Here is a 12,355-nt window from a genome sequence, read left to right as displayed (position 1 = left end):
TAAAAAGGAAAGGAGTAGAATTATAAGGTCAGCATTGATGTTTGGATGTCGTCTCTATGATAATGCACTATCAAAAGCTTTTAACCACACCCATGTTCATGCCTGCGCTGGTAAAATGCATTTTGCCATAACCCAACCCGGTTATTGGTAGTTTGATGTATGGCTCCACACGCAATGCAGTGGTGCGGCCTATTTTGTGGCTGATGCCGCCGCTGAGGTGCGCTACGGAAAACAGGTTATTGCTTTCATTGCGGTACTGTTTGCTGTGTTGTGCGTAGGTGCCGGAGTTGTGGTAATAATACAGGTAATTGTAGGCCTCTTTTTTCATAAAATAAGAAGACAATCCTGCTGTTGCAAATACACCCGTGTTACGATGCGGAGTAAAGTCGTATTTCAATAAAAAAGGTACTTCCAACATCAAACATGTGCCGTCCACTTCCACAATGGATGTATTGGGTGGTACATAAGCTCTTGATGATTTGTAATAAGATCCCTCGGAGTAATAAAACTTTTTGGAAAAATACAAGCCCGTTTCCAAACTCCATTTTTTGTTGAGCCGGTAGCCAGCTACCACACCCAATTGCCGGCCAATGCGATTGGTTTTTTGAAATTCAATAGTAGTAAAATCCAAGCTGCCCAGCAAGCCGGCGTAAAGGCCGGTATTGCGAAACAAACGCTGCGGTGCAGGTTTTGGCGTTTCAATTTTTACACCTGCATGCGCCGGCTGTTTGTTTTGCAGCAAATTGGATTTCGATGGAACGGGTAATAACTCAATGTTTGCATGAGGCTTGGATTGTGCTGGTGCTGCGTCTTCGCGTTGTGCTACACCTTTATCTGATGCTTCATAAATACGCCGCACTTTTTGTTCTCGTGGATCACTAATTAATTGCTTTGGTAAATCGCTGGTATTTGCACTGTTCAGGAAATTGCCAGAACGATTCGTTACACTATTATCTTCTCTATTCTTTACACCATTGCTTTTTGCTATTACTAAGCCTTGCGCAGTCACACCATCTTGCGCCAGCTCGGTGTCATTTGCTGTATTAAAAGGCGTTGGCTTTTCATTTACAACATTTTTATTTTCTGATTTTTTTACTGCAACACTTTGTGGTTTATCCACCGGGAAGTAAGTAGTGCACAACACCAAAAACGGGATCAGCGCCAGCAGCCAAACAGGGCGCTGCTTTTGCAAACCAGTTGTGGTGCCCTGTTTGTCGGCGGCTTCCAATGCCTGCTGCATCTTGTCCCAATCAGGCGCCGTTACCTGCAGGGGGTAATGTTCGCCGGCCTTGCGGAACACATCATCCATATCGTCATTCACAAATTGCATACAATGGCCTCACGGTCGTTTTTTTTGAGTATATCCTGCAAAATGCCCCGGGCCTTCGACAGGTTGGATTTGGATGTGCCCACCGAAATGCCCAGTTGGGTGGCTATTTCCTGGTGGGTCAGTCCATCAATTACATACATGTTGAACACCACCCGGTAGCCAGGCGGCAGTTTCTTTATTTCCTGCACCAGTTCTTTATACAACAGGGCCTGGTCGGGGAGCGGGCCGCGGTCTTCGGGTTGCCACACATCTTCGGCTATTTCGCCAATCTCGGGCAGAAACTGGTTTTTGCGCAGGTAGTCCACTGCCGTATTGATCATGATGCGGCGCATCCAACCCATGAGCAGGTGTTCGGTAATGTCGGGATCGGCGCTGCGAAATTTGTGCAAGTTGCAAAACACTTTTACAAAGCCATCGTTCACCACATCAACGGCTTTGTCGTAGTGATATATATACCGGAACACCACTTTTAAGCAATAGCCATAATAATGCTCGTAGAAAAGCTTTTGTGCTTTCCGGTTTTGTTGCACACAATGGCTTATGGTTTCCGGCAGGTGTTGCAAGTAATAAATGGGGTTCTACAACAAAATACGCAGTTGCGCAAAAAGGGTTGCCTTGTATTGGTGCTAAATAGAAATATATTTTTTGGCAACGAAATATTTTTTGCGCAGGCAACCCTTGCAAAAAGGCAGCCGTATGTACAGGCAAACATCCCACACTAATCAATCCCCCAAAACCATGCGGATCATCAGCAAAATATTGTTGTTGTACATGGCCCTGTTTGTTGGCTGCTACCACGATAAAGAAGAAGAGTTGGTTCCCTGCACTGCCGATACCAGTCATGTGCACTATGCCCCTGAAGTTACCTCGGTTTTTACCTCGTATGGCTGCTATGGCTGCCATGTGGGCACGGCACCCGAAGGCGGCATCAGCCTCGAAGGATATACTGCGGTAAAAAAACTGGTGGATAATGGCCGCCTGTTGGGTGCAATAAGCCATGCGCCTGGATTTGCGCCCATGCCCCATGGCGCACCCAAAATGAGTGAATGCGATATCAACATCATTAAAGCATGGGTCAATGCCGGTGCCCCGGATCGTTAAAATGTACGTTTTTGGTTATGAAAAAATACATGGGATATGGCATTGCATTGATGTTCATTTTGGTAGTGCTTTGGGGCTATAGAATGTTTAGCCAAAAGGTGCCTGATGTGGTGCAAGCTCGTCCCGATGTTGTTATTCATGCTACCGAAATGACCAGGGATTTTAATGTAAATAGTGCCGAGGTCAATCAGAAATACGGTAATAAGATTATTCGGGTGACCGGCACCGTTACACAGGTAAATCAATCAGGTTCTGTAATACTCGGTAGCGGTTCGGACGGTTCAGAGATCGTGATCGGGCTCGACCAGCGGCACCAACAGGATGTACAAAAAGTCACCGTTGGTATGCAGGCCGTTTTCCAGGCGCTATACACCGGATACGAAGCTGGCGGGGTTGACAAAGGGGATGATTTATTGAGCAGCCTGGGTGCCACTATTCACCTGCGTTCGGGTGGACTCATCAAAGAAAATTAAACATGCGTTATTTAAAATTTTGGCTTAGCCTGTTTATACTGATAGCAGCATTAACTGCCGGTGCGCAGGAGCGTTTTTATACCAAAACCGGCGTGGTCCGTTTTTATTCCAAAGCACCCCTCGAAAACATTGAAGCGGTCAATAATACTGTGACGGCCGTGTTGGATGCTGCCAGCGGCAACATGCAGTTTGCCGTGCAAATGAAAGGCTTTGCATTTGAAAAAGCCCTGATGCAACAGCATTTCAACGAAAACTACGTGGAGAGCGATAAGTTTCCCCGCGCCGTATTCAAGGGTGCCCTCACAGATAAGGAGGCTATTGCATACAACAAGGAAGGTGTGTACCATGTAGTGGTGAAAGGTGCGTTGACACTGCATGGCGTCACAAAGCAATTGGAAGTGCCTGGTACATTACAAGTAGGCAGTGGGCGGCTGCTGGGTAAAGCAACGTTTGCGTTGCAGCTTTCCGATTATAATATTGCCATTCCCGCCCTGGTAAAAGACAAAGTTTCCAACACCGTCACCATTACTGTTCACCTGGACCTGCAACCCCTGAAAGGATAAATTTTTTGACATGAACCTGAAAGCCTTTTGCGCTACCGTTTTTTTGCTGCCTGCCCTGGCAGTAGATGCACAGGACACCACCGATTTGTTGCAACAAATTTCGCCACAGCAACCGGAGCAGGAGTTGGTGTATAATGCATATAAGTCATCAAGGGTTATCATGTCGCAAAGCCTGGAAATGCTGCGGCCCGGTGTTTTGGATTTCCGGATCCTGCATCGTTTTGGCAGGGTCAACCAGGGCATTAAGGAGTTGTTTGGGCTCGACGATGCGTCCATCCGCCTTGGTTTCGATTACGGCGTTTCCAATAACCTCACCGTAGGTATCGGCCGTGGCTCGTATAGAAAAGAGTTGGATGGTTTTGTAAAATGGCGTGCCCTGCAACAGGCTACCGGTTTGCGGCCCGTTCCCTTTTCGCTGGTGTTGGTGGGCGGCAGCACCATTGTTACGGCGCCCTGGAGTACGCCTAATCCGAAATTCAAATTCGGTCACCGCGTTGGCTATTTTGCACAGGTGCTGGCCGGCCGAAAGTTCAGCGAAGCGCTGACCATACAAGTGATGCCCACTTTTTTGCACCGCAACCTGGTGGAAACTCAGCGGGATAAAAATGGGTTGTTTGCCGCCGGCGTGGGTGGCCGGGCCAAATTGAGCAAACGCACATCTGTCAATGTCGATTACTATTATATAACCAACCGCAACAGCGGCCGCGGCCTGCACAACCCGCTATCGATTGGTATCGATGTGGAAACCGGCGGCCACGTTTTTCAAATGCATGTAACCAACGCCATCGGTATGAACGAACGGGTGTTCTTAACGGAAACCACCAACAGTTGGGGCAAGGGCGACATACAATTCGGGTTCAATATTTCGCGGGCCTTCCAGGTTAAGAAAAAGGCGTTGAAGTAAGTGATCAAGCAATAACGGCACATCAGCAGCTGCCGTACCCTTTTATATAAGTTTTTACCAACAAAAAAACCATTTTATGGAACGCAAAGAATTCTTGCTGTCCCTGGGTATGGGGGCAGGCTCCATCATTATGTCTTGTTGTTTGGGCGGATGCAGCAAATCGGGCGGCGATGATGGCCCGCAGCCCGGCCCCGGACCCGGTTCAAACCCCGGCGGTAAAGTTGATTTTACTTTCGACACTGGCGCCGATGCCGACCTGTCGGCAAAGGGCTGGACGATTCGCAACAACGTGATCATTGCCCGCTCGGGCAATGAGTACCTGGCCTTTGATAGCCGCTGCCCGCACCAGGGATCGGCGCTTACCTACAACGGCACCGCCAATACATTTCCCTGTTCCAACACCGCCGCCGATCACGGTTCGGTGTTTGATGCCACGGGCAAAAAACTTTCAGGCCCGGCAACGGCCGATCTGAAAAAATACCAGACGCAGCTCACCGGTAAAAACCTGCGGGTTTTTGAATAAAGCAATAGCGAAGCCATTTGCAAGATGCAAACCTGCCAGCCTTAAAAAGGGAAAAAGCAAAACCCCTGACCGGTTGTACCGCGGTAGAGGTTTGCTGAAGCATTAGTGTTGCGACCCAAATGAACGGGGAATATTTGTCGGACGGAAAAGCTGGCGCTTTTTGCGTAATGTTGGAGGTCTTACTTTGTTTTTTTATCCACCGCTTCAACCTGGTCGCCGGTGGCTTTTAAGGTAATGTAGCCTTGTTCGTTTTCCAGCACTGCCTGGTATGCTACCGTGCTGTGTGCATTAATGGCTATTGCATGTTTCAATGTGTACCCTTCGTATTCGTCCGCCATTGTTTTGCGGAGCAACTGGGGCAGCTGGTCTAGGCTGCAATCGGTAATGGCATATTGCAATGCCGCTTTTTTATTAAGCACGGCCCGGGCCTTCTGGCCCTTGTTTAAAAACTGCACATAAAAGCCATCGCCGTGCTGCCACCACTGCTGCTGGGTTGCTTGCGGAAAATGCCGTGCAAGGGTGCCGGTTAGCTTTGCATCGGGGTGTGCCAATGCGGTGGTAGTGGTGGTGTTTACATTAGAGGTTACACCGGCGGCCAGTGGCAGCGAAGCGTTGATGGAATGGGCTGCAATTTCCTGTGCAAAAACGGAAGGAGCCAGCAGCAGGACAATAGCGGTCAGCAAGGTTGGCGTAAAGCGTTTCATTGTGTTGGTTTTTTGTTTGGGGCAAAAACGTGTGTAAACGATGCTATAAAGCTACCAGCCAACAGCGCCGAAGGCTATAAGGAACGGTGCAAATGCTATCAATTTTGTGTCAAAACAGGTGCGCAAACACAGTACTGGCTTTGGTTTGGGTCAAGCGGTGTTGATACAGAGCGCATTTTGATAGAAAACGTAGCGCAACAGTCGTCATCATTGTACTGAGGCGCAGGATTGGGAATGCGGCAAAAGAAAGTGGGCAAGATCTGCATTGCGGCATATAAAACAACAACACCTTCAGCTGATTGCACATCTGCTGAAGGTGTTGATAAGAATTGTTACTGCTGGTCCATGACTATTGTTGCGGTCGGCTATATCAGATATAACTGACCGCTTTAATGGTGCAGGGCAAAAGGGATTACCTCTTAGAGGAGATACCTTTTACGCGGCCAGGGCCACGCTTGTGCAAGTGCATCAGTCTGTGCTGCATCAAAATAGCTCGAAGCAACAGTGCTGGCGTCTGAAGTAAGCGGTAAAGAGGCACTTACTTTTTTAACCGGTGCTTGCTGCGCCAATGATGTGTGCGCACAAAACATAAGCAATGCGGAGGTCAAAATACTGAGGGCAATTCGTTTCATTGTGTTATTTTTTAGCTTGGTTTAAAGGGGTTTGTTAGTGCATCAAAACTATCATCTACCGGAGCCGGAGGCTATAAGGATCGGTGCAGATACTATAAACTTTGCTTCAAAAATGGAGTGGGGTTTGTACGCGGGCTGCAGTTTGCCTGTAAAACGCTGTTTGGCGCATGAATTACCGGTATTATTGATGCACCAGGCGTGCCGCATACTCCGACGGCGTAACGCCAAACTGCTCTTTAAAACACTGCGAAAAATAAGAAGGGCTGCTAAAACCCACCTGGTAGGCAATGGTGGACATGTCCATGCCGGAACCCAGCAAAACGGCACTGTGCTGCAGCCGGTACTGCCGAATGAGGTCATTGGCCGAAGTATCGAGCAGGGCTTTAAGTTTTCGGTTAAGTGTGCTGCGGCTCATGGCCAGCTCGGAGCACAGGTAGGCTACGTCCAGGTCTGCATCGCCCAGTTTTGCATCCATCGCTGTGTAGACCTGTTTTAAAAAAACATCTTCGGTTGTGGGCAGCACCTGCGTGGGTTTGGATGGCAGCATTTGTGCTTTTAAATGTGCCCTTGTTTTTTGCTGTTGCTGCAGCAGGTTGGCAATGCGCCCTTCCAGTTCGGCCATTTGAAATGGCTTGGTGAGGTAATCGTTGGCGCCGGTATGAATGCCCTGCAGCTTTGCATCGTGGGCCGCTTTTGAAGTAAGCAAAATAAACAAGGTATGCGCCGTCCGCACATCTTCTTTTACACGGGCACACAGTTCAAACCCATCAATGCCCGGCATCATCACATCGCTGATCACCAGGTCGGGCAGTTCCTTCATAACTATATCCCAGGCCTGCAGTCCGTTGGATGCCTGTACCACGCGGTACTGGTGCTCTAAGGTTTCCACCAAAAAATGCCGCAGCTCGTCATTGTCCTCTGCAATCAGGATCAGGGGCAGCCCGCCATCATCGGCATGGAGTGCGGTTGCGGTGGATTTCAGCGCAGGTTTATCAGTAATATTTGCAGCTGCTTTTGCCAGCGGCATTTGCAACGTAAAAGTAGTGAGCACTCCGGGCTGCGATGCCACTTCGATGTTGCCCTCCATCAACGCCGCCAATTCTTTTACCAGTGCCAGCCCAATACCAGTGCCACCTTTATTGCCCGCAGGTGCATCATGGGCTTGGTAAAACCGGTCGAAAATATGGGGCAGGTGGTGTGCTGTAATGCCGGGCCCGGTGTTGGCAACGGCCAGTTCCACCACATCGTCCGCACCTTGCCGCAACGCCACATCAATGTTGCCGCCAGGTGGCGTAAATTTTACTGCATTACTCACCAGGTTGTACAAGATCTTTTCCCATTTCTCCGCATCAAACAGGTACAGGCCCTCCACGCCTTTGTTGGTCAATTGAAGGCTGATGCCTTTCTCTTCGGCGGTAGTGGCAAATGTGCCTGCCAGGTCGGACACAAATAGCGCCAGGTCGCCGGTAGAAGTGTGCACCGGCAGCCGCCCGTTGTTGAGTTTGGAAAAATCCAAAAACTCGTTTACCAGCCGCAGCAACTGCCGCGAACTTTTGTGTGCCGTAGCCACCAGCGGGGCCGCCGCACTACTCAATGTATGGTCGCCAGCTAATTTTTCCAGTGGGGTTAAAATCAGGGTCAGCGGTGTACGAAACTCGTGGGTAATGTTGCTGAAAAACCGGTCTTTAATTCCTTCCAGTTCACGGAGGCGCAGGGCTTCCTTTTTCTCAAAGGCCAGCTGCTGGCGGGTTTGGATGCTTTTTTCCCTGGAAAAAAGATAGGCCCGCACCAAACCTGCAAACACCAGGGCGTATAAAAGGTAAGCCCACCAGGTTGCCCACCACGGCGGCAGTATGGTGATGGCAAGCGTTTTTACCGTAGGGCTCCACATTCCGTTTGGGTCGGTAGCATTTACCTCAAAGGCGTAGTTGCCGGGTTGCAGGCCTGCATACGCCACCGAGTTGTTAGTACCGTTCACAATCCATTCTTTATTGCTGCCGGAAAGGCGGTAGCGGTATGCGGTGTTTTGGGCTTTGTTGTACACCATTGCGGCAAACTCGATGCGTAGGTAATTCTTATCGTGTGGCAGTGAAATACGCTCCAGCGTCGACACCGGGCTGGGTAGGAGCGTGCCCCGGTTTTGAATGTCGTGCAGTTGATTGTCTACTTGCAACGCAGTTATTTGAATAGGCACCGCGGCAGGCCGGGTTGTTTTTTCAAAATCATCGGGGTGAAAAATGGTGTAGCCGTCTAGTCCGCCAAATGCCATGCGGCCATCCGGAAACAAGAACTTATGTGCCCGGTTAAATTCATTTCCCGAAAGCCCGTCTTCTTTTGCAAACGAAGTGATTTTTCCCAACGTGGTTTGAAACCTGAAGATGCCCCTGTTGGTGCTGCACCAAATGTTGCCCCGCTTGTCGGGCAGCATGCAATACACGGTGTTGTTGGGCAGCCCATCATCAATAGTGTACACTTTTACCAGGCCTTTGGTCAGGTGCCATTTTATCAGGCCATTGCCCCGGGTGCCAATCCAGAAAATTTTGCCGTCGTTTGGGTCGGGGCATATTTCAGTCAGCTCTTTGGGCAATATGCCATTGGGCTGTTTGCCAGTAAAATGACCGACCACTTTTCCATCCTGCAATTGAAACAACCCATGGGCATAGCTCGACAGCCAATAATAACCGCCAATGTACCGGCCATCGGCCAGTTCCACATCTTTAAAAATATTGGCGTTGGCAGCCAGCAGGGTAGGTGCCGCATTGTTGGTAGCCCACAACGTCCAGGCATTTTGTTGTTGGTGAAATGCCCGCACACCGCCGTTTGGGCCCGCCACCAATGCCGAGTAAATTGGGGTTTGCGGTCCCTGCGGTAATGCCACCAGCCGGGTGCCCTCCAGCCGGTACACCTTTGGGTGTTGGAGGTAATTGCAGGTTAGGTACTGTGCGCCGTTACCGTCTTGTGCATTTCTAAAAAAATAAGCCGCATACGGATCATTCCATGTTTCGGGTAGGCCTGACCGTGAGATGCCTGCATGTACCAGCACATCGGTCACAAAACTTTTTTCGTAAGCAAATGATTGGAACGGCAACTTGTCTAGGTTGATCTTAAAAAGACCTTGTGCATTTACACTCACCCAAAGCACATCCGACCGGTCGATAAAAAACGCGGTAATGTTCAATTGCGGCGCCACCGTGTTTTCCCACAGTAGGTCCAGTTTGCCCTCTGCGGTCATGCGGAAAATGCGGCCGTTGTGCTTGAAATACAATCGTCCTTTGGTGTCTGTTTTTACCGCGGCTTCGGGCTCGGCAAGCTGCAACTTAGTGGCTGCCGGAATGGGGATGATCAATGCTTTCTTTTGTGCCAGGTGCAGCGTTACAATCCGGCTGCCATCCAGCACCGCTAAGGTGTTGCCCGGCAGCAGCGCCACCGACCGCGTGGTAAGCCACTGCGACTGATTGGGCGAAGCATCGAGGTTTTTAATGGTGGTTGGAAATGCGTAATAGGTAAACCTTTTTTTCTGCGGGTCGCTCACTTCAACGCCATTTTCCGAAACCAGGTACACCCGGCCTTCCGGCGTTTGTAAATAAGCGGCAACGGTATCCTGCTGCAAAAGACCATTGGCTCGGTTGGCAAACTGCACTTTTCCCGTGGCCTTGTTTACCCAACCAATACCCTTGTGTGCCGCTTGCACAAACACCCAGTCGATGCCGTTGTACAGGTTATCTAAATTGTGCACTTTCCACAGCGCCGTTGGTATTTTGCGCAGCCGGTCGAGTGTGGTGTCCCGGCGGGCTTTTGCCGTGGTAAAATCAAACGCATCCACCATCGAACCGTCGTACATCAGCGACACGGCATTGTTGGTATGCGGCAATAAATAGAAAATAGAATTGGCGCTCAGGCTGGTGGTATCGCCGTTTTTATGCCGGAAGTTTTTAAAACTGCGTCCATCATAGCGGCTCATGCCGTCCAGCGTACTGCACCAGATAAAGCCATCGCGGTCCTGCGTAATGCCGCTGACAAAACTTTGCGGCAAACCCTCGGCAACGCCAAAATGCTGCTGGTTGGTGGCCTGCGGTTGTTGCGCCTTTGCGGCAAATGCAGCAAAGGCCAGGGTCAGCAGCAGTGGTATGCAGTTGGTTCGGTAAAGCATTGCCCTTCGGCAGGTTGGTTTTTGGCCAGGTAATACCTGTATGATTGTTTGGAAACGACCGTTTAAAAATATGCAGAAAAAAATAGATATGGATGAAAACCCTGCAGGCACTCTTTGCTGGAATACCGGAATTGCGGTACATTGATGAGGCAAAACAATCATCAACAGATTTTTCCGCCACTAACGATTTGCCATGGGAGATTTTCAGATAAAAGAACAGCCCAAAGAATACGATGCCATCATTGTTGGATCCGGCGCCGGCGGCGGCATGGCTGCTTATGTGCTGGCCAATGCCGGTCTTAAAGTGGCCCTGCTGGAAGCCGGCCCCATGTACGATCCCGCTAAAAATGTAATGCAGCTAAAATGGCCGTGGGAGTCGCCGCGCAGGGGTGCCAATACCAAGTTCCGGCACTTTGGCGATTTTGATGCGGCCTATGGCGGCTGGGAACTCGACGGCGAACCCTATACCCGTGCACAGGGCACTGAGTGGGACTGGTTTCGGTCGCGGATGCTGGGCGGCCGCACCAACCACTGGGGGCGCATTTCGCTGCGCTTTGGCCCCAAAGATTTTAAACGCAAAAGCATCGACGGGCTTGGCGAGAACTGGCCCATTGGCTACGAAGATGTCAAACCTTTTTACGACCGCATCGACCAGATGCTGGGCATATTTGGCACCAACGAAGGCTTGGAAAACGATCCCGACGGCTATTTTTTACCACCACCGCGGCCACGCCTGCACGAGCTGATGATCAAGAAAGGCGCCGTTGCCGCCGGGGTACCGGTCATCCCTAACCGATTATCTATTTTAACCAAACCAATTAATAAAGAACGGGGTGCCTGTTTTTACTGCCACCAGTGCGGCCGCGGCTGCACGGCTTACGCCGATTTTTCTTCATCATCGGTGTTGGTAAACCCGGCGCTGAAAACGGGCAACGTAGACCTGTTTACCAATGCCATGGCCCGCGAGGTGCTGACGGATAAAGAGGGCAAAGCCACCGGCATTTCTTATGTATCGAAAGACGACCTGCAGGAGTACCGCGTAAAAGGCAGGACCGTGGTGTTGGCTGCAAGCACTTGCGAAACGGCACGTTTGCTGCTCAATTCAAAATCGGCAAGGCATCCCAACGGATTGGCAAACAGCAGCGGCGTTGTGGGCAAATACCTGCACGACAGCACCGGCGCCGGCATGAGTGGTGTGATCCCTGAACTGTTTGGCCGCCAGCGCTACAACGAAGACGGGGTGGGTGGTGCGCATATATATTCACCGTGGTGGCTCGACAACAAAAAGCTCGATTTTCCGCGGGGTTACCACATCGAATATTCGGGTGGGCAGGTGATGCCTTCTTATGGTTTTGGCTTTGGTATGGAAACCCGCAACGGCAAGTTCCAGGTGAATGGCAAAACAAAAGAAGCCGGTGGTTATGGTGCTTCGCTGAAAGAAGATTTTCGCTTTTTTTATGGTGCTTCCATTGGCCTTGCCGGCAGGGGAGAAGCCATTCCGCTGGAAAGCAATTATTGCGAAATAGATCCCAATGCAGTGGACAAATTTGGCATACCCGTGTTGCGTTTTAATGTAAAATGGAGTGAGCACGAAATAAAGCAGGCTAGGCACATGAAGGAAACATTCCGTGAAATTTTACACCAGATGGGAGCTGTGATCACATCGGGTGATGATGGCCCGGAAAACAATTATGGCCTGGCCGATCCCGGCCGCATCATTCACGAAGCAGGAACGGTGCGCATGGGCAACGATCCGCAGCGGTCAGCGCTCAACAAATGGAACCAGGCACACGATTGCAAGAACCTGTTTGTAATGGATGGTGCCGCATTTGTTTCGCAAGCCGATAAAAACATTACCTGGACGATTCTGGCATTGGCGCTGCGGTCGTCGGAGTACATCGTGGGGCAGATGAAACAGCGCGTTTTGTAAATGCGTTGCGCAGTAATTCAATTTCAACTACAAGTCTAGTATCAA

At 50.2% G+C, this 12,355-nt stretch carries 11 protein-coding genes; 6 read left to right on the top strand and 5 right to left on the bottom strand.

The genetic code is table 11. The annotated features are described in order from the left end of the window. Positions 1 to 70 precede the first annotated feature (70 nt). The gene (locus DRJ53_RS08355) at positions 71 to 1,330 is read right to left on the bottom strand and encodes an outer membrane beta-barrel protein (RefSeq protein ID WP_114235155.1); all 1,260 of its coding nucleotides are present in this window, start codon (positions 1,328 to 1,330) and stop codon (positions 71 to 73) included. Next, on the bottom strand, positions 1,318 to 1,860 hold the full coding sequence (locus DRJ53_RS08350) for an RNA polymerase sigma factor (protein ID WP_240040778.1): 543 nt from the start codon (positions 1,858 to 1,860) through the stop codon (positions 1,318 to 1,320). Before DRJ53_RS08350 ends, DRJ53_RS08355 begins: the two co-directional genes overlap by 13 nt. A 208-nt stretch (positions 1,861 to 2,068) precedes the next feature. Here DRJ53_RS08350 and DRJ53_RS08345 point away from each other — a divergent pair, with 208 nt between their 5' ends. The 5 genes from DRJ53_RS08345 to DRJ53_RS08325 all read left to right on the top strand — a co-directional run bounded on the left by DRJ53_RS08345 (position 2,069) and on the right by DRJ53_RS08325 (position 4,894). After that, positions 2,069 to 2,431, top strand: coding sequence for a hypothetical protein (locus DRJ53_RS08345; RefSeq protein WP_123893440.1), 363 nt, complete (start codon positions 2,069 to 2,071; stop codon positions 2,429 to 2,431). A 17-nt stretch (positions 2,432 to 2,448) separates the two neighbouring features. Continuing rightward, positions 2,449 to 2,904: an OB-fold protein gene (locus tag DRJ53_RS08340; RefSeq protein WP_162303836.1), complete on the top strand. Its 456-nt coding sequence runs from the start codon at positions 2,449 to 2,451 to the stop codon at positions 2,902 to 2,904. Positions 2,905 to 2,906: 2 nt separating this feature from the next. Next, positions 2,907 to 3,467, top strand: coding sequence for a YceI family protein (locus DRJ53_RS08335; RefSeq protein ID WP_114235152.1), 561 nt, complete (start codon positions 2,907 to 2,909; stop codon positions 3,465 to 3,467). Between the two features lie 10 nt (positions 3,468 to 3,477). Next, complete coding sequence (locus DRJ53_RS08330) at positions 3,478 to 4,371, top strand: DUF5777 family beta-barrel protein (protein ID WP_114235151.1); 894 nt, start codon at positions 3,478 to 3,480, stop codon at positions 4,369 to 4,371. A 76-nt stretch (positions 4,372 to 4,447) separates the two neighbouring features. Further along, positions 4,448 to 4,894 (top strand): QcrA and Rieske domain-containing protein, encoded by a 447-nt coding sequence (locus tag DRJ53_RS08325; protein WP_114235150.1) that lies wholly within the window; start codon positions 4,448 to 4,450, stop codon positions 4,892 to 4,894. Positions 4,895 to 5,073: 179 nt separating this feature from the next. On the opposite strand, the gene DRJ53_RS08320 is transcribed toward DRJ53_RS08325, so the two are convergent. The 3 genes from DRJ53_RS08320 to DRJ53_RS08315 all read right to left on the bottom strand — a co-directional run bounded on the left by DRJ53_RS08320 (position 5,074) and on the right by DRJ53_RS08315 (position 10,380). Then, positions 5,074 to 5,598, bottom strand: coding sequence for a hypothetical protein (locus DRJ53_RS08320; RefSeq protein ID WP_114235149.1), 525 nt, complete (start codon positions 5,596 to 5,598; stop codon positions 5,074 to 5,076). A 419-nt stretch (positions 5,599 to 6,017) separates the two neighbouring features. Beyond that, positions 6,018 to 6,230, bottom strand: coding sequence for a hypothetical protein (locus tag DRJ53_RS21095; protein ID WP_123893438.1), 213 nt, complete (start codon positions 6,228 to 6,230; stop codon positions 6,018 to 6,020). Between the two features lie 181 nt (positions 6,231 to 6,411). Then, positions 6,412 to 10,380: a hybrid sensor histidine kinase/response regulator transcription factor gene (locus DRJ53_RS08315; RefSeq protein WP_162303835.1), complete on the bottom strand. Its 3,969-nt coding sequence runs from the start codon at positions 10,378 to 10,380 to the stop codon at positions 6,412 to 6,414. 193 nt (positions 10,381 to 10,573) lie between these two features. On the opposite strand from DRJ53_RS08315, the gene DRJ53_RS08310 reads away from it, so the two are divergent. Beyond that, positions 10,574 to 12,310, top strand: coding sequence for a GMC family oxidoreductase (locus DRJ53_RS08310; protein ID WP_114235147.1), 1,737 nt, complete (start codon positions 10,574 to 10,576; stop codon positions 12,308 to 12,310). Positions 12,311 to 12,355: the final 45 nt, after the last annotated feature.

Origin of the sequence: Paracnuella aquatica (assembly GCF_003332885.2) — a bacterium.
GTDB lineage: Bacteria > Bacteroidota > Bacteroidia > Chitinophagales > Chitinophagaceae > Flavisolibacter > Flavisolibacter aquaticus.
The sequence above is the reverse complement of the archived record's forward strand: the minus strand, read 5'-3'. Positions and strand labels throughout refer to the sequence as shown.